Raw genomic sequence first — 17530 nt, 5'->3', positions numbered from 1 at the left:
GGGGCCCCTCGGGCGGGCCGGTCCGGATCTGCCTCAGACCTCGGAGCGGCTCGAGGCCTGCGGCTTGCCCTCGAGCTGGGCCACCTTGCGGCTGATGGCCACCTTGATGACGGTGCCGACGAGACCGGTCACGACCGCCCAGACGATGATGGCGGCCCACGCCTCGTCCGGGTCCGGGTTCTTGGAGGGCGGCGGGTTGCCCGTGACGCGCTGCCACACGGAGCCGAGCACCTTGTGGGACAACGCCACACCGCCCAGGGAGGCGCCGGTGCCGAGGAGGTCGAGGACTCTGGTGTTCATGGGCTGCTGCTCCTTGGGGTCGTGGGAACGGGGTCGTGGGAACGAGGTCGTGGGAACGGTTCCGGGAGGACCGGGCCGCCCGGCAGGGCCCCGGTGCTCCCTCCCGCTCAGCCTAACGTCTTCCCGAGGATCCGTCAGTCTGCTGTCCGTCGGCCTGCTTCCCGTCCGGGCTGGGGACCGGCGGGCCCGGCACGGGCAGGTCCGGCGGGTCGCCCTCTCCCGCCCGCTCGAGCACCTCCCGCAGGTCGTCCTGCGTGAGCGTCGTCCGGTTGAGGTGCTTGGTGCGGTAGGTGGATCGGCCCACCATGTGCGCCGAGACGGGCACCGTCAGCAGCTGGAAGATCCAGCCGAGCGCGATCAGGGGGACCATGACCGGGTCCCGGTTCTCGAGGGCCACCGCGGTGAGCAGCAGGAGCAGTCCGAAGACCTGGGGCTTGGTGCCGGCGTGCATGCGGGTCAGGAGGTCGGGGAAGCGGACGAGGCCGACGGCGGCGGCCAGGGACATGAGCGCCCCGAGGACCAGGCACACGGCCGCGGCGGCGTCGAGGACGCTGTCCAGCACGGCGCTCACCGCCCGTGCTCGGCGGTCTGGGTGGCGAAGCGCGCCACGGTCACGGACCCGATGAACCCGACCAGGGAGACGATGACCATGAGGACGAGATTGTTGAGGTGCCCGTGGTAGGCCATGTCGACGGCGAGGCCGGCCGCGACGATGGCCAGCAGCACGTCGGTGGCCACCACACGGTCCAGCAGGGAGGGACCCCGGGCCAGGCGGTACAGGGTGCCCGCGGCGGCCGCGCCCAGCAGCACGGCCGCGACGGCGACGGCGATCTGGCTCACGAGTGGTCCTCCTCGGTCCGGTCGGTCGGGGCGTCCCCGTGGCGTCCGAGCTGGATCTGCTGCCCGGCGGTGGTCGGGGAGCTGATCGCAGCGCCGTGCCGTCCGCCCCCGGTGCCCCGGGGTTCCGCACGCAGGGCGGCGAGCTCCTCCCGCGTCCCCATGATGCGGATCCACGCCGCCTCGGTCCGCAGGACGGCCCGGCGGAAGGACTCCGCCTCCTCGGGCGTGCGGACGTTGAGGGCGTGGAAGTACAGGGTGGAGGTCGACCGGNCCGGTCGACCTCCACGACGAACGAGCCGGGGATCAGGGTCATGGTGTGTCCGGTGGCGGTCAGGAGGAGGTCGGAGCGGGTGCGCAGCCCCACCGCCACCACGGCGTTGTGCACGCGGGGTCCGACCAGGACGGCGGTGAGCATCACCTGGATGCTCGCCGTGGCGACCTGCCAGACGAAGGTGACGAGGAAGACCGCGAAGTGGAGCGGGTGGAACCGCCCGGACAGCTGCACCGGCGGCAGGTAGAGCATCCAGGTCACGAGCAGGGCCAGGACCGCGCCGACCACCAGGTTGCCCAGACCGAAGTCGCCCCACAGCGCACCCCACACGAACACCAGCCACACGAGCAGCGGGAGCTCCACCAGCAGGGAGTTCTTGGGCCGGCTCACGGGGATCCCTCCAGGACGGGACGGGGCGCCGACTCGGGCGAGAGCACGGCCTCGACGTAGCGCTCGGGGTGGACGAGGTTCTCCGCTGCGTTGTCGGCGAGCTGGAACAGTGGGCCGGCGAAGACCGTCAGCCCCACGCCCACGGCGACGAGCGCGGAGGCCGCGCCGAGCATCGAGGAGGACATGAGCCGCACGTCGCCCTTGCCCGCGAAGCGGCCCGCCCGGTGGTCGACCGGCCCCGAGCTGAGCAGGAATCGCGACCCTGCCGGGACAGGGGCCAGCAGGATGGGGTCCGGGTACTCCGCGTCCTCCGGGCTGCGCAGGAAGACACGGTTCCACACCCGGATCAGGGCCAGGAGGGTCAGCAGGGACACCAGGACGGCGCCGCCGACGAGCACGTAGGTGAGAACGCCCCCCTGGTCCACGCCGGCCTGCAGCAGCCCCGTCTTGCCCAGGAAGCCCGAGAACGGCGGGATTCCCCCCAGGTTGAGCGCGGGCACCAGGTAGAGCAGCGCCAGCAGCGGCGAGAGGCGCGCCATCCCCGCGAGCCGGTCGACGTTGGTCGAGCCGCCGCGGCGCTCGACGAGACCCGCCACGAGGAACAGGCTGGTCTGGATCACGATGTGGTGCGCCACGTAGTACACCGTCGCGGCGAGCGCGTTCTGGCCGCCCACGGCCACACCGAACACCATGTAGCCGATGTGGCTGATGAGCGTGAACGAGAGCATGCGCTTGATGTCGATCTGGGCGAGTGCGCCGAGGATGCCCACCACCATGGTCAGCAGGGCGACCACCATGAGCAGGTCGTCGACGCGTTCGCCGGGGAACAGGAGGGTCTCCGTGCGGATGACCGAGTACACGCCGACCTTGGTCAGCAGGCCCGCGAACACCGCGGTGACGGGCGCGGACGCCGTCGGATAGGAGTCCGGGAGCCAGAAGGACAGCGGGAACACCGCGGCCTTCACGCCGAACGCGACGAGCAGCATGAGGTGGAGCTGCATCTGGGTGCCCACCGGAAGGTCCGCCAGCTTTCCCGACAGGTCCGCCATGTTCACCGTGCCGGTGGCCGCGTAGATCATCCCGATCGAGATGAGGAACAGCACGGAGGAGATCACCGAGACGACCACGTAGGTCACGCCGGTGCGGATCCGCTGGACGGTCCCGCCCATCGTCATGAGGACGTACGACGCCGTGAGCAGGATCTCGAAGCCCACGTACAGGTTGAAGAGGTCGCCGGCGAGGAAGGCGTTGGACACCCCGGCCACGAGGATGAGGAACGAGGGGTGGAAGATCGAGATGGGTCCCTCCGCGTCGCCGTCCGCCACGCCCTGCCCGCTCGCGTAGACGAGCACGGCGAGCGAGACCACCGTGGAGACCACCAGCATGAGGGACGAGAGCTGGTCCACGACCATGACGACGCCGAACGGCGCCGGCCACCCGCCCAGGTGCACGGCCTGGGGGCCGATGTCCCAGGTGCTGAAGAGCACCGTGACCTCGACCGCCAGCGTGAGCACGAGGGAGCCGATGGCCACGGCCCGCTGCAGGGCGTTGCGCCGCAGCAGCACCAGGCTCAGGGCGGCGCCGAGGAAGGGGATGATGACGGCCAGCGGGGCGAGCTGGGCGAGGTTGACGGTCACCGGGCGCCCCCTCTCCCGGCACCGGGGTGGCCCGGCGTCTCGACGGCCTCGTCCGGGTCCCGGGGGCGGGAGGCCTCCTCGAACTCGGTCGTGTCGGCGGGGATCTCGGCGTCGTCCTCCACGTCGTAGGAGGACTGGCGCGCCACGCGGCGGTCCTCGACGTCGTCCTGGATCTCGTCCCGGCGACCGAGCACCCAGGAGCGGTAGATCAGGCCCAGGAGGAACGCGGTGACCGCCAGGGAGATGACGATGGCGGTGAGGATCAGCGCCTGCGGCAACGGGTCGCTGTAGTCCCCGGCCTTGATCGCCCCGTCGTAGAGGGGGGCGTAGCCCGGCACGCCCCCGGCGTGCAGGATGAGCAGGTTCGTCCCGTTGGTCAGCAGCATCAGCCCCAGCAGCACGCGCGTGAGGGAACGCTCGAGCAGCAGGTACACGCCCACGGCGTACAGCACGCCCATCACGACCAGCAGGGTCAGGTTCACGCTCATCGGCGCTCGGCTCCTTCCTCGGCGCGCTCACGGCGTGCTGTGACCGCGGTGGGTGCGGTGGCCGAGGTGACCGCGGTGGACCCTGCCGTCCGCTGGCGCGAGACGCGGATGCGGGTGCCACGGCCACGGGCGCGGCGACGGCGCACGGCCTCCTCCTCGATCCGCTCGTCGATCCGCCCGCCCAGCGCGCGCAGGATGTCCAGGACGAGGCCGACGACGATGAGGTAGACCGCGACGTCGAACACGAGCGCGGTCACGAACTTCACGTGCCCGAAGACGGGGAGGTCCGTCTCGAAGGTGAAGCTCTGCATCACGGACCCGCCGGCGAGGACGGGGGCGACGGCGTACAGGGCCGCGAGCGCGAGACCGGTTCCGAGCATGGTGCCCGCGTTGATCGGCGTCGCCCGCTCCAGCTCGTAGCGCCCGCCCGCCAGGTAGCGCACGGCGAGGGCCAGGCCCGCCATGAGGCCACCGGCGAATCCTCCGCCGGGGTCGTTGTGCCCCGCGACCAGCAGGTACAGCGAGACCATCATGAACGTGTGGAACAGGAGGCGGGTCACGACCTCGAAGACGATGGAGCGCCGTTCCGGGGCCAGGGTCCGGCCGGCCAGCAGATAGGGGTCCGCCGGCCCCTCGGCGAACCGGCGGACCTGCTGCACGTGCGGGAACGCCTCCTCGGCGGGGGTGACGGCCGCGGCGTTGCGGCCGCGGATGACCCGGAGCTGCTCGGTGGTGGGTGCCTCCGTGGACCGGACGATGCGGTCCCCCCGGCCCGTGACGAAGATCAGCGACGCCACGCCGGTGGCCGCCAGGACGAGCACGGTGATCTCCCCGAACGTGTCCCAGGCCCGGATGTCGACCAGGATCACGTTGACCACGTTGTGCCCGTCCCCGAGCTCGTAGGCCATCCGGGGCAGCTCCAGGGAGATGGGGTCGGCCGTGCGGGAGGAGATGCTGAACGCGGCCAGGGCCATCATGAACAGCCCGAAGACCACCGCGATCGTCCCGCGCAGGAGTCTGCGGCCCGAGGGGTTCCGGTGCCACAGGGGAGCCGGCAGGGACCGGAGCGCGAGCACGAAGGCCACCAGCAGGACGGTCTCGACCAGCGTCTGGGTCAGGGCGAGGTCCGGGGCGCCCTGCAGGGCGAAGATCAGCGCGAGCCCGTAGCCGGTCACCGAGACGAGCAGCACCGCGAGGAAGCGTTTCTGGGCCAGGGGCACCAGCAGCGCGGCCACGAGCATCGCCGCGCCCGCGATCAGCTGGGCCGGGCCGTCCGAGATCCGCAGCGTCCCCAGCGGCGGGGTCTCCTGCACGAAGAGCGCGACGAGCGGCACGACGATCGCCGTGACGAGGATGACCGAGAGGTAGAACATCAGCGAACCGCGCTGGGTGCGCCCGGTGATCCAGACCGCGGCGAGGTCCAGGACGTTGATGACCCTGCGGTAGACGAGCTCTCCGGCGGGCAGGGACGGCAGGGAGCGCTGGAAGCCGGCCACGCGGCGGCGCCCGAGGTGCAGCAGCAGACCGGCGGCGACGATCAGCGCCGACAGCCCGAGGGCCGGCGTGAGCCCGTGCCACAGCGCCAGGTAGGGTTCGTGCCCGCCCGTGGCGGGGAACTGGTCGACGTAGGGCCGCAGCATCGCGTCGACCGGCCCCGGCCACAGGCCGTAGCCCACGCCGAGCGCGGAGAGCACCAGCGGGGCCGCCAGGAAGCCGGGCTCGACGCGCTGCATGTCGCTGATCACGGACCGGCCGTCCGCTCCGGCGTCGAGCTCGGAGAACTCGGCCGTCTTCTCCCCGAACCCGCCCCACAGGAACCGGGCGCTGTAGGCGACGGTCAGCACGGAGCCCACCACGAGACCCGCCAGCACGGCGATCGCCGCGGGGCCGTCCAGGTCGTGCGCGAACGCCGTCAGCACCGACTCCTTGGCCACGAACCCGGCCAGCGGCGGCAGCCCGGCCATCGACGCGGCGGAGACGAGCGCGACGGCGAACAGCACGGGGACGCGCCGGGCCAGGCCCGACAGGCGGCGGATGTCGCGGGTGCCCGCGCGGTGGTCGATGATCCCGACCACGAGGAACAGCGCGGCCTTGAACAGCCCGTGCGCGAGCAGCATCGCCATCCCGGCCTGGGCGGTGTCGGCGTCGCCGTGGCCGACCACGACGACGAGGAAGCCGAGCTGGCTGACGGTGCCGTAGGCGAGGATCAGCTTGAGGTCGTACTGGCGCAGCGCCGCCCAGCCGCCGAACAGCATGGTGCCCAGGCCCAGGACCACGACGACGGGCTGCCACAGCGCCGTCTCCGCGAAGCCGGGGGCGAAGCGGGCCACCAGGTAGACCCCGGCCTTGACCATCGCGGCGGCGTGCAGGTACGCGGACACGGGGGTGGGCGCGGCCATCGCGGCCGGCAGCCAGAAGTGCAGGGGGACGAGAGCCGACTTCGCCACGGCGCCGACGAGCAGCAGGAGCACCGCGACGTCCACCACGGTCCCGCGCCCCATCAGCTCGGGCGCCGCCTCGAGCACCTCGGAGATCCGGTAGGTGCCCGCCGCCTGGCCCAGCATGACCACGCCGACGAGCATGGTCAGGCCCCCCGCCGTGGTGATCACGAGGGCCTGGAGCGCCGCGCGCCGTGCGGACAGCCTCGTCCGGCTGTAGCTGATGAGCAGGAACGACAGGACGGTCGTGATCTCCCAGAAGACGTACAGCACGAGCATGTCGTCGGCGGTCACCAGGCCGAACATCGCACCGGCGAACGCGAGGAGCTGCGCGCCGAAGCCCCCGACCCCGGTGGCCCCCGACTTGAAGTAGCGGGCGCAGTAGAGGAGCACGAGCGAGCCCACCCCGAGCACCAGCAGCGACATGGTCCAGGCCAGGGCGTCCATCCGCAGGACGAGCTCCAGTCGCAGGGAGGGGATCCAGCGCGTGCCCTCGGTCCAGCCGCCCTCGCCCCCGTAGACGCGCGGCGCGGAGGCGAGCAGCCACAGCAGTCCCGCGAGGGGCACCGCGGCCAGGACGTAGAAGGCGTTGCGCCCCATGCGGGCGAACAGCACCGGGGCGACGACGGCCGTGGCTGCGTGGAGCAGGAGCACAGCGAGCATCGGGCGCCTCCGGGAGCGGGGAAGAAGGTCTGCGGGCGTCGAGGGACCCGGACGCGGGGCTCGGAGGTCCTGTGCGAGCACGGGTGTCCGGGGGCGCTCCCGGGAACGATCAGGTTATCAAAGGGGGTCTCCGGCCCTGCACGTGGCCGTCCTCACACCCGGCCCGGACGGCCGCCGCCGGGACGCGGGTCCTGCCGGGCCGCGGCCCGCCGCGGGCCTAGCATGGCTGCCATGGACGCCCCCGCCCCCGGCCCCGCCGCCCCGCTGCCCGCCCTGGCGACCGGGCCTCGCGTGCCGCGGCGCTCCCACGTGTGGGCGTGGAGCCTGTGGGACGCGGGTTCTGCGGCCTTCAACGCCGTGATGACCACGTTCGTGTTCACCGTCTACCTGACGGGCGACGCCTTCGGCGGCGAGGACCACGCGTCGCGGGTGCTCGGCTTCGGCATCGGCGCCGCGGGCGTCGTCGTGGCGCTGCTCGCCCCCGTGGTCGGCCAGCGCAGCGACGGCGCCGGCCGGCGCAGGTTCTGGCTCGGCGTCAACACGATGCTCACGGCGCTCCTGACGGCCCTCTGCTTCTTCGTGTACCCCGAGGAGCCCTTCCTCTACCTCGGGGTCGGGCTGCTCGCCCTCGCCAACGTCTTCGACGAGTTCGCGGTCGTCAACTACAACGCGATGCTGCCGGGGATCGCCGGCCGCGACCACATCGGCCGGGTGAGCGGCCAGGGGTGGGCGATGGGCTACTTCGGCGGGATCCTCGCCCTGTCGATCGTCCTGTTCGGCTTCGTGACCCCGGGCCTGCTGGGGCTGCCCGAGGAGGACGCCCTCAACGTGCGGGCGGTCGCCCTGTTCTCCGGGCTGTGGATCGCGCTGTTCTCCGTGCCGGTCCTGCTCGTGGTCCCCGAGGCCCGGCCCACCCGCCGCGGGCCGCGCCCGTCCGTGGCGCAGTCCTACCGTCAGCTGTGGCGGACGCTGCGCCGGCTGTACCGGGAGGCCCCGCAGACCCTGTGGTTCCTCCTCTCCTCCGCGGTCTTCCGGGACGGGCTCAATGCGGTGTTCACCTTCGGCGGCGTGATCGCGGCCGGGACGTTCGGCTTCGCCCTCAGCGACGTCATCGTCTTCGCGATCGTCGGCAACGTGGCCGCGGGGGTGGGCGCGCTCGTGGGCGGACGGCTGGACGACCGGGTGGGGCCCAAACGGGTCATCGTCGTGTCCTTGACGTGCATCGTGCTCGCCGGCGCGCCCCTGCTGATCCTCGACGGGACGGCCGCGTTCTGGGTCTGCGGCCTCCTGCTGTGCCTGTTCGTGGGGCCGGCCCAGTCCGCCTCCCGGACCTTCCTGGGCCGGCTGGTCCCGGCCGGGCAGGAGGGAGCGCTCTACGGTCTCTACGCCACGACCGGGCGGGCCGTGAGCTTCCTGGCGCCCACGCTCTTCGCGGTGTTCGTCTCGGTGCTCGGGGCGCAGCGCTGGGGCATCCTGGGGATCCTGCTGGTGATCGTCACCGGCCTCCTCCTGCTCCTGGGGACACGGGACCCACGGCGCGCGGAGGCCGGCTGACCCGGCGCCAGGCCCTCAGAGGGGGGTGCGGGTGAAGCCGAGGTGGCTGCGCGACGCCGTGGGCCCGCGCTGGCCCTGGTACCGGTTGGCGTAGGCGCCGTCCCCGTAGGGGTGCTCCGCCGGCGAGGAGAGCCGGAAGAAGCACAGCTGTCCGACCTTGGAGCCGGGCCACAGCTTGATGGGCAGGGTCGCCATGTTGGACAGCTCCAGGGTCACGTGGCCCGAGAACCCGGGGTCGATGAACCCGGCCGTCGAGTGGGTCAGCAGCCCCAGCCGGCCCAGCGACGACTTGCCCTCGAGCCGGGCGGCGATGTCCGCCGGCAGGGTCACCTTCTCGTAGGTGGACCCGAGCACGAACTCCCCCGGGTGGAGGACGAACGCCTCGTCCGGGTCGACCTCGACCAGGCGCGTGAGCTCGGGCTGCTCCACGGCGGGGTCGATGTGCGCGTACTTGTGGTTGTCGAAGAGCCGGAACCAGCGGTCCAGCCGGACGTCGATGCTGGCGGGCTGGATCAGGGCGGGGTCGTAGGGTTCGAGGACGACCCGGCCGCCGTCGAGCTCCCGGCGAATGTCGCGGTCAGAGATCAGCACGGTCCCCAAGGTATCGCACGGGCGGGGCGGTGCCGTGTCGCGCCGGTGATCCTCCCCCGGCACGTGGTGTACAGTGTTCAGGTGTCCCCGGCCGGTGCCGCACCGGACGGACCGACGCGCGGCCGTAGCTCAATGGTAGAGCGCACGCTTCCCAAGCCTGATACGCGGGTTCGATTCCCGTCGGCCGCTCCACCACGGCGAACGCCCCGGTCACACATGACCGGGGCGTTCGCCGTCCCCGCGGGCTTGCCGGTAGAATGGGCTGGCGCCCCGACCCGCGCGACGCGCCGGGGCCGCGCCCGCACCGCCCGGCGGCCCGGGCGCACGCCATCCGCACCCGCCCATGAGGAGCACCTCTCCCGTCATGCTGCGCACCATGTTCAAGGCCAAGATCCACCGGGCGACCGTGACCCAGGCGGACCTCCACTACGTCGGTTCGGTCACCGTCGACCAGGACCTGCTCGACGCCGCCGACATCCTCCCCGGCGAGCTCGTCGCCATCGTGGACGTCACCAACGGCGCACGGCTCGAGACGTACACCATCGCCGGCGAGCGCGGCTCCGGCGTCGTCGGGATCAACGGCGCCGCCGCGCACCTGGTGCACCCCGGTGACCTCGTGATCCTCATCAGCTACGCGCAGATGGACGACGCCGAGGCGCGCGCCCACGTGCCCAGCGTGGTCCACGTGGACCGGGAGAACCGGATCGTGGACCTGGGGGCCGACCCGGCCGAGGCCCTGCTCGACGACGTCGCCCGCCCCCCGCACTCCCGCACCCTCGCCGCGGCCCGGGCCGACCTGCCCGTCGCGTGACCCGTGCCGCGCCCGGTCCCGTGCCGGGCATGGGGTAGAACGGTAGGGGCCCGCACCCGCGGACCCGCGGCAGGGCGAGGGAGGGTCCCGTGACCGGAGTGTTCTCGGGGTTCTTCATCGTCTGGGCGGTGATCCTGAGCGGGTGGTTCGTCGGCCGCCGGGGCGTGCTCGGCCCCCAGGGTCAGCTGATCCTGAGCAAGTTCGCCTTCTACGTGGCGAGCCCGCCCCTGCTCTTCCTCACCATCGCGGAGGCCGACGTCCGCCTCATCCTCTCCGCGCCGCTGGTGGTGGCGGCCGTGTCGGCCGTGGCCACCGCGCTCGTCCACGCCGCGATCGCACGCTGGGCGCTGCGCCGGGACGCGGCGACCACGATGATGGGCGCCCAGGCGGCCTCGCAGGTCAACTCGGCCAACCTCGGCATTCCCATCGCCACGTTCGTGCTCGGGGACCCGTCCATGGTGGTCCCGGTGATCCTGTTCCAGCTCGCGCTCAACACCCCGGTGTACCTCACGATCATGGACGTCCTCACGGACGGGCGCCGCCCGAGCCTGGGCAGCATCCTGCACAACGTGGTCACGAACCCGATGATCGTGGGCTCCGGCCTCGGCATCCTCTTCGCCGTCACGGGCTGGCGGCTGCCGGAGGTCGTGGAGGAGCCCGTGCGACTCGTGGCCGGCGCCTCCATCCCGGCGATGCTCATGGCCTTCGGGATCTCCCTGGTGGGAGTCGCCCCCCTGCGCCGGGGCGGCGGTCCGCGCCGCGACGTCCTCATCGCCACGGCGCTCAAGCTGGTGCTGCACCCCGCGCTCGCGTACCTGGTCGGCCGTTTCGCCCTGGGACTCGACGGGCACCTGCTGTACGCGGTGGTGGTCATGGCCGCCCTGCCCACGGCCCAGAACATCTACGTGGCGGCCGTGCGCTACGGACGCGCCGAGCAGCTGTGCCGCGACACCGTCCTGCTCACCACCGTGATCGCCATGCTGACCATGGCCGTCGTGGCGCTGCTGCTCTCCTGAGGGCGGCAGGCGCCCTGGGCCGGGAACCCCGGCGACGCGCCCGGGCTGACCATCAGGTTGCTGGTCTGTGAGGTCCCCCACTCATACACTGAAGCTCCGCGCAGGAGTGGTCGGGTCGGCAGCACGCACCGCCGGCAGTCCCGCCGACCGGGTCCCCCGAGGATCCTCTCGACACCCCTCGCGGGCCGCCACATCGCCGAAGGGGAGGAACAAACCGTTGACCACCACCTCACACCCCTACCGAGCACCGGGCAGGCGCCGGCTCGGCGCCGCAGCCCTCGGTGCGGTGGGCGCCCTCGTCCTGTCGGGCTGCGGTGACACCGACGCCGGTGCCGCCCCGACCCTCACGTGGTACATCAATCCGGACGCCGGAGGACAGGCGGAGCTCGCGGCCCGATGCTCCGAGGAGTCCGGCGGCCGCTACAAGATCGAGGCGGCGCTGCTCCCGCGCGACGCCGCCGGCCAGCGCGAGCAGCTCGCCCGCCGACTCGCCGCAGGGGACAGGTCGATGGACATCATGAGCCTCGACCCGCCCTTCATCCCCGAGCTGGCGGAGCCCGGATTCCTGGCCCCGGTCCCCGCCGACGTCGAGGAGGCCACCACGCAGGACGTCCTGTCGGGCCCGCTCGAGGGAGCCATGTGGGGCGACGAGCTGGTCTCGGTCCCGTTCTGGGCCAACACGCAGCTGCTCTGGTACCGGAAGTCGGTGGCTGAGGCCGCCGGCCTGGACATGGACGAGCCGGTGACGTGGCAGCAGATCATGGACGCCGCCCGCGAGCAGGACAAGCACCTGGGGGTGCAGGGCACCTCGGCCGAGTCGATGACGGTGTGGGTCAACGGCCTGATCAAGTCGGCGGGCGGGGAGATCATCGAGAACCCGGAGGCTCCGGCCGACGAGATCGTGATCGGCATGGACTCCGAGGCCGCCACGAAGGCCGCCGAGATCGTCGGCACCATCGGCCGGGACGGTCTCGGCGGACCCGGGCTCCCGACCTCCGACGAGGGCTCGACGATGGCCCAGTTCCAGTCCGACAGCGGGTCCTTCATGGTCAACTGGCCGTTCATCTACGCGGCCACCGCGGCCGCCGTGGAGGGGGGGTCCGTGGAGCAGGAGATGTTCGACGACATCGGCTGGGCCCTGTGGCCGCGGGTCAACGCGGACGAGCCCTCCGCTCCCCCGCTGGGCGGCATCAACCTGGGTGTGGGCTCCACCTCGGAGCACCAGGACCTCGCGTGGGAGGCGGTGGAGTGCATCGTCCAGCCCGAGAACCAGGCCTACTACTTCGTGACCAACGGCAACCCGGCAGCCTCCGAGGCGGCCTACGAGGACCCCGAGGTCCAGGAGACCTTCCCGATGTACGAGACCATCCGCGAGTCCCTCGAGCAGGCGGCTCCCCGCCCGCAGACTCCCTACTACAACGAGGTCTCGACCGCCATCCAGCAGGAGTGGACCCCGCCGGCGTCCGTCACCGAGAACACGCCCCGTGAAACCGCCGAGTTCATCGAGGCCGTCCTGAAGGGAGAGAAGCTGCTATGACCACCGCTGTCCACTCCGGCACGTCGGGTGCCGCCGCGGAAGAGACTCGGCGGCGCACCGGACGCCGCAGCGCCAGGCCCGCCATGTCCGACCGTTCCCGCTCGGAGCGCAAGCTCGGCTGGATGCTGGCGGGCCCCGCCTTCGTCGTGATGCTGCTCGTCACGATGTACCCGATCCTGCAGGCCCTGTGGGACTCCCTCTTCTCGTTCCGCCTCACCGCTCCCGACGAGAGAGCCTTCGTCCTCTTCAGCAACTACGCCACGGTCCTCTCCGACGTCGTGTTCTGGCGGGACCTCGGCGTCACGCTGTTGATCACGGTCGTCACCGTGCTCGTGGAACTGGTCCTCGGCTTCGCCCTGGCGCTCGTGATGAACAACGCGGTCCGCAACACCCGCGGACTGCTGCGCACCGCGATCCTGGTCCCCTACGGCATCATCACGGTGGTCTCGGCGTTCGCCTGGTTCTACGCGTTCGACATCACGACCGGCTACATCAACAACTGGTTCTCCTGGGTGCCGGGCATCAGCACCGACTTCAACTGGTTCTCCTCCCCCGGCCCTGCCCTGTTCGTGATCATGGCCTCGGAGATCTGGAAGACGACGCCCTTCATCTCGCTCCTGCTCCTCGCGGGCCTGGCCCAGGTGCCCAGCGAGTACACCGAGGCGGCGAGGGTGGACGGGGCCACCTGGTGGCAGCGGATGTCCCGCGTGGTCCTGCCCAACATGAAGGCCGCGATCATGGTCGCCGTCGTGTTCCGGGCCCTGGACGCGTTCCGCATCTTCGACAACATCTTCATCATGACCCAGGGCCAGTACGGCACCGAGACGCTGTCCCTGCTCGCGTACCGCACGTCCATCGGCCGACTGGAGATCGGGCTCGGCTCCGCGGTCTCCGTGATCCTGTTCGTCTGCGTGCTGCTGATCGCCTTCCTCGCCATCAAGGTGTTCAAGGTCGATCTCGCCGGCGCCGGGAAGGGAAGGTAACCGCCCATGTCCACCAAGCACAAGGTCGGATGGGCCGTCGTCTCGGTCCTGGTCCTGATCTACGCCCTGTTCCCCGTCACCTCGATCCTCATGACGTCCTTCAAGGCGCCGGCAGACCTGTCCTCCGGGAAGTTCCTGCCCGCCCAGTGGGTCGGTGAGAACTACTCCTCGCTCTTCGTGGGCACGGCCCGGGACCTGTTCCTCCCCTCCCTGCGGAACTCGATCGGCATCTGCCTCATCGCGACGTTCATCGCGGTGGTCCTCGCCACGCTGTGCGCCTACGCGATCGCCCGCCTCGACTTCCCCGGCAAGAAGATGATCCTGACGGTGGCCCTGGCAGTGTCCATGTTCCCCGTGGTCTCGATCGTGACCCCGCTGTTCAACCTGTGGCGCCAGATCGGCCTCTACGACACGTGGCCCGGCCTGATCATCCCGTATCTGTCCCTGACGCTGCCGATCTCGATCTGGACGCTGACGGCCTTCTTCCAGCAGATCCCGTGGGACCTCGAGCGGGCGGCCCAGGTGGACGGCGCCACCACCTGGCAGGCGTTCCGCAAGGTGATCGTGCCGCTGGCCATGCCCGGGGTGTTCACCACCGCGATCATCGCGTTCTTCATCGCGTGGAACGACTTCGTCTACGGCATCGGCCTCACCTCCACCGAGGCGGCCCGCCCGGTGCCCGCGGCGCTGGCGTTCTTCACCGGCGCCTCGCAGTTCGAGGACCCGGCGGGCGCGATCTCCGCGGCGGCCATCATCGTCACCATCCCGGTGGTGCTCCTGGTGCTGCTCTTCCAGCGCCAGATCGTCGCCGGCCTGACCCAGGGCGCGGTCAAGGGCTGAGCCCGCCCCGCCCCCAGCATTCCCAGACACGAACGAAGGACTGAGTCCAGATGGCATCCATCACCCTCAACCACCTCGTCAAGCAGTACGGGGACGGTTTTCCCGCGGTCAACGACGTCTCGATCGACATCGCCGACGGCGAGTTCCTCATCCTCGTGGGACCCTCCGGCTGCGGCAAGTCGACGCTGCTGCGCATGATCGTGGGTCTCGAGGACATCACCTCGGGCGACCTGCTGATCAACGGCGAGCGGGTCAACGAGAAGGAGCCCCGTGAGCGCAACCTCTCCATGGTGTTCCAGAACTACGCCCTCTACCCGCACCTGACCGTGTACGAGAACATCGCGTTCCCGCTGCGCCTGTCCAAGGGCAAGTTCTCCGCCGAGGAGATCGACCGCAAGGTCCGCGTCGCCTCTGAGACGCTCGACCTCAACGACCACCTGGAGCGCAAGCCGGCCAACCTCTCGGGCGGCCAGCGCCAGCGCGTGGCGATGGGCCGGGCGATCGTGCGGGACGCGGACGCGTTCCTCTTCGACGAGCCGCTGTCCAACCTCGACGCCAAGCTGCGCGGCCAGATGCGCGCCGAGATCGCCCAGCTGCAGCGCCGGATGGGCATCACGGCCGTCTACGTGACCCACGACCAGACCGAGGCCATGACCCTCGGCGACCGCGTGGCCGTGCTCAAGAAGGGCCTGCTGCAGCAGATCGCCTCGCCCCGGGAGCTCTACGAGCAGCCGGCGAACCTGTTCGTGGCGGGGTTCATCGGCTCGCCGTCGATGAACTTCCTCCCGGCCCACGTCAAGGGCAACGTCTTCGACACCCCCCTCGGCGACATCCCGGTCCCCGAGAAGGCCGCCGGGAAGCTGCCCACGGACGGCTCGATCGTGCTGCTGGGCCTGCGGCCGGAGCACTTCGAGGACGCCAAGTTCGTGGAGGAGTCGAAGGCCGCCGGAGGGACCACCTTCGACGCCCGGTTCACCCACACCGAGTGGATGGGCAACGAGCAGTACGGGTACATCCACTACCGGCCGGACGAGGCCGTCCAGGCCAAGCTGAACGAGCTGGCCCGTGACCTGGACGGTGACGAGATGCACCCCCAGCTCGTCGTGTCCCTCGACTCGACGTCCCGCATCCGCGGCGGGGCCGAGGGCCGGATCTGGATCGACACCAGCCGGATGCACATCTTCGACCCCGAGACCGGGGACAACCTGACACGGGACGAGGAGGCCGGGGCCGAGCTGACCCGCGAGGCGGTCGAGGAGCGCAAGGCCGAGATCGAGCGAGCACGTCAGCAGATGGCCTCGGCCGGCTGAGACACCCGCCGCGGCGCAGGAGCCCGCCGTCCCGTCCGGGGCGGCGGGCTCCGGTCCGTGCGGAGACCTCCGGCGGGTGCCCGGTGGCCGTGCCGGGGACGGCTCAGGTCCCGCCCTGCTGGACCAAGGACAGCCCTGTCACGAGGGCGAGGACGGCCAGCACGCCCGCGGTGCCCGCAGCGGAGCTCAACCGCGGGTGCCGGAGCCGCCAGGGCACGAGCCGGGGCCAGCGCGCGGCGGCCTCCCGGGCTGTCGTGCGCTCGACATGGGTCCGCGGCACGCCCAGGGCCGCGGCCACGTCCTCGAGGGCACGGGCGTCCCATACGGCGCCGTCCAGGCCGAGCACGCGGCGACCCGAGCGGTCCGCGGCCCACAGGTGGGGCCGGGCCGACCGCCGGGAGCCGTCGGCCGAACGCTGCAGGGCGCCGACAGTGACGACGTGGTCGAGGTCGGCGAGCGCCGTCGCGGCGAAGCCCACGGTGCGGGAGCGCAGCACGTGGCTGTCGGTGCGGACCACCAGGGCGGGGCGCAGCCGCACCCAGGCCGCCGCGGCCGCCAGGAGCACGAGCACGAGTGCGACGGCCGCGACCCCCGGAGCCGGCCGCCGGGACCAGAGGAACAGGACCAGCACGGTCGCCACGAGAAGCGGCGTCGCCGAGCCGAGCAGGCGCCGGCCGTAGGAGCCCAGGCGGGGCCGGAGGACGTCGCGGACGGGACCGTACTTCTCGGGGACCTGCCGGACGGCGTCGGCCATGGGGTTCAGCTCCGGACGGGATCGGCGACGGGGGGACGTGTGGCGCACAGGAAGCCTACCCGCCGCGGCCCGACGGCGGTGGCGGGGCCCCGCATCGGCTAGCGTGAACGGATGGAGTCGAACGTCCGCGTGCTCAAGGCCCTCGGGGCCTGGCTGTTCCTGGTGCTGCTCGGCGTGGCCGCCGCGGCCGTGACCATCGCGCTGGTCAACAAGTACATGTACGGTCCCGAGACCGACGTGCGCGCCTACTTCGAGGACCTGCGGGACGGCGACGGCGGAGAGGCCCTGGGCCTGCTCAACGCCGAGGTCCCCGAGGCCAACGCGGCGATGCTCGACGGCGACCCGCTGCAGGCCGCGGCCGGGGAGCTGACGGACGTGGACGTCACCACGGTCACCGACGACGGCGAGCAGGCCGTCGTGCGGGCCGACTACACCCTGGCCGGAGAGCGCCACAGCTCCGAGTTCAGCCTGCACGCCACCGACACGCAGTGGGGCTTCTTCACGGTGTGGGCCTTCGACGAGACCCCCCTGCCCGTGCTGACGGTGACCATGCCGGGGGCCACCTCGGTGGACGTGAACGGCATGTCGGTCGCCCTGCCCGGATCCACCGGGACGTTCTCGGCCTTCTTCCCGGGGGCGTACACGGCCTCCTACACCTCCGACCTCGTCGAGGCGCGGCCGGTGCGCACCGTGGTGACCGATCCGGGCCAGCGGGCCGAGATCGTCCTGGAGCCGCGGCCCACCGAGGCCCTCGAGACCGAGGTCGACCGGCAGCTGAAGGAGTACCTGGACGGCTGCGCGGGGCAGAGCAGCCTGTACCCCGCCGGCTGCCCGTTCTCCTTCGAGTTCGACGGCCGGGTGGAGGGCGACGTGGAGTGGACCGTCGAGTCCTACCCGGACCCGGAGATCAGCGTGGGCTCCACCGCCGAGGGCTGGTCCCTCGAGCCGGCGCGGGGCACGGCACGCATCGCCTTCGACTCGCTGGACCTGTTCACGGGCGACGTCGAGCGCGTCGAGCGGACGGTGCCGTTCGAGGTCGCGGCCGACCTCGCCGTCGACGACTCGACCGTGCGGGTGACCCCGCGCGGCTGAGCCGCCGCCCGGGAC

At 71.6% G+C, this 17530-nt stretch carries 17 protein-coding genes, 1 tRNA gene and 1 pseudogene; 9 read left to right on the top strand and 10 right to left on the bottom strand.

Annotated features, from left to right (window positions below; all coding sequences use genetic code 11):
- Positions 1-33: 33 nt before the first annotated feature.
- The 8 genes and pseudogenes from ACH9EU_RS09210 to ACH9EU_RS09175 all read right to left on the bottom strand — a co-directional run bounded on the left by ACH9EU_RS09210 (position 34) and on the right by ACH9EU_RS09175 (position 7027).
- The gene (locus ACH9EU_RS09210; RefSeq protein ID WP_396413633.1) at positions 34-300 is read right to left on the bottom strand and encodes a DUF4235 domain-containing protein; all 267 of its coding nucleotides are present in this window, start codon (positions 298-300) and stop codon (positions 34-36) included.
- A 112-nt stretch (positions 301-412) separates the two neighbouring features.
- Positions 413-871 (bottom strand): monovalent cation/H(+) antiporter subunit G, encoded by a 459-nt coding sequence (mnhG, locus tag ACH9EU_RS09205; protein WP_396413635.1) that lies wholly within the window; start codon positions 869-871, stop codon positions 413-415.
- Positions 868-1140, bottom strand: a complete 273-nt coding sequence (locus tag ACH9EU_RS09200) for a monovalent cation/H+ antiporter complex subunit F (RefSeq protein WP_396413632.1) — start codon at positions 1138-1140, stop codon at positions 868-870. The genes mnhG and ACH9EU_RS09200 overlap by 4 nt, the downstream gene beginning before the upstream one ends.
- Entirely contained in the window at positions 1137-1301 is a 165-nt protein-coding gene (locus tag ACH9EU_RS09195) for a hypothetical protein (protein WP_396413631.1), read from the bottom strand. Before ACH9EU_RS09195 ends, ACH9EU_RS09200 begins: the two co-directional genes overlap by 4 nt.
- A 164-nt stretch (positions 1302-1465) precedes the next feature.
- A pseudogene (locus ACH9EU_RS09190) lies at positions 1466-1741 on the bottom strand (Na+/H+ antiporter subunit E); the annotation flags it as partial.
- 56 nt (positions 1742-1797) lie between these two features.
- Positions 1798-3438, bottom strand: coding sequence for a Na+/H+ antiporter subunit D (locus ACH9EU_RS09185; protein WP_396413630.1), 1641 nt, complete (start codon positions 3436-3438; stop codon positions 1798-1800).
- Positions 3435-3926 (bottom strand): Na(+)/H(+) antiporter subunit C, encoded by a 492-nt coding sequence (locus tag ACH9EU_RS09180; protein ID WP_396413629.1) that lies wholly within the window; start codon positions 3924-3926, stop codon positions 3435-3437. Before ACH9EU_RS09180 ends, ACH9EU_RS09185 begins: the two co-directional genes overlap by 4 nt.
- The gene (locus tag ACH9EU_RS09175; RefSeq protein WP_396413628.1) at positions 3923-7027 is read right to left on the bottom strand and encodes a Na+/H+ antiporter subunit A; all 3105 of its coding nucleotides are present in this window, start codon (positions 7025-7027) and stop codon (positions 3923-3925) included. The genes ACH9EU_RS09180 and ACH9EU_RS09175 overlap by 4 nt, the downstream gene beginning before the upstream one ends.
- Positions 7028-7258: 231 nt before the next feature.
- On the opposite strand from ACH9EU_RS09175, the gene ACH9EU_RS09170 reads away from it, so the two are divergent.
- Positions 7259-8581 (top strand): MFS transporter, encoded by a 1323-nt coding sequence (locus ACH9EU_RS09170; protein WP_396413627.1) that lies wholly within the window; start codon positions 7259-7261, stop codon positions 8579-8581.
- Between the two features lie 15 nt (positions 8582-8596).
- On the opposite strand, the gene dcd is transcribed toward ACH9EU_RS09170, so the two are convergent.
- Positions 8597-9172, bottom strand: coding sequence for a dCTP deaminase (gene dcd, locus ACH9EU_RS09165; protein WP_396413626.1), 576 nt, complete (start codon positions 9170-9172; stop codon positions 8597-8599).
- A 118-nt stretch (positions 9173-9290) separates the two neighbouring features.
- Here dcd and ACH9EU_RS09160 point away from each other — a divergent pair.
- The 7 genes from ACH9EU_RS09160 to ACH9EU_RS09130 all read left to right on the top strand — a co-directional run bounded on the left by ACH9EU_RS09160 (position 9291) and on the right by ACH9EU_RS09130 (position 15669).
- Positions 9291-9364, top strand: a tRNA-Gly gene (locus tag ACH9EU_RS09160).
- Between the two features lie 172 nt (positions 9365-9536).
- Positions 9537-9983, top strand: a complete 447-nt coding sequence (gene panD / locus ACH9EU_RS09155; RefSeq protein ID WP_396413634.1) for an aspartate 1-decarboxylase — start codon at positions 9537-9539, stop codon at positions 9981-9983.
- Positions 9984-10072: 89 nt separating this feature from the next.
- Entirely contained in the window at positions 10073-10999 is a 927-nt protein-coding gene (locus ACH9EU_RS09150; RefSeq protein ID WP_396413625.1) for an AEC family transporter, read from the top strand.
- 217 nt (positions 11000-11216) lie between these two features.
- Entirely contained in the window at positions 11217-12536 is a 1320-nt protein-coding gene (locus ACH9EU_RS09145) for an extracellular solute-binding protein (RefSeq protein ID WP_396413624.1), read from the top strand.
- On the top strand, positions 12533-13519 hold the full coding sequence (locus ACH9EU_RS09140; RefSeq protein WP_396413623.1) for an ABC transporter permease subunit: 987 nt from the start codon (positions 12533-12535) through the stop codon (positions 13517-13519). Before ACH9EU_RS09145 ends, ACH9EU_RS09140 begins: the two co-directional genes overlap by 4 nt.
- Before the next feature lie 6 nt (positions 13520-13525).
- Positions 13526-14359 (top strand): ABC transporter permease subunit, encoded by an 834-nt coding sequence (locus tag ACH9EU_RS09135; protein WP_396413622.1) that lies wholly within the window; start codon positions 13526-13528, stop codon positions 14357-14359.
- Between the two features lie 50 nt (positions 14360-14409).
- Positions 14410-15669: an ATP-binding cassette domain-containing protein gene (locus ACH9EU_RS09130; RefSeq protein WP_396413621.1), complete on the top strand. Its 1260-nt coding sequence runs from the start codon at positions 14410-14412 to the stop codon at positions 15667-15669.
- Between the two features lie 103 nt (positions 15670-15772).
- Here the strand turns inward: ACH9EU_RS09130 and ACH9EU_RS09125 are convergent, their stop codons facing one another.
- Entirely contained in the window at positions 15773-16423 is a 651-nt protein-coding gene (locus ACH9EU_RS09125; protein WP_396413620.1) for a hypothetical protein, read from the bottom strand.
- Positions 16424-16534: 111 nt separating this feature from the next.
- Between ACH9EU_RS09125 and ACH9EU_RS09120 the strand changes: the two genes are divergently transcribed.
- Positions 16535-17515, top strand: a complete 981-nt coding sequence (locus ACH9EU_RS09120) for a hypothetical protein (protein ID WP_396413619.1) — start codon at positions 16535-16537, stop codon at positions 17513-17515.
- Positions 17516-17530 lie beyond the last annotated feature (15 nt).

The sequence above is a fragment of the Kocuria rhizosphaerae genome, from assembly GCF_044462265.1.
GTDB classification, from domain to species: Bacteria; Actinomycetota; Actinomycetes; order Actinomycetales; family Micrococcaceae; genus Kocuria; species Kocuria rhizosphaerae.
This window is presented reverse-complemented; position numbering and strand designations above follow the sequence as displayed.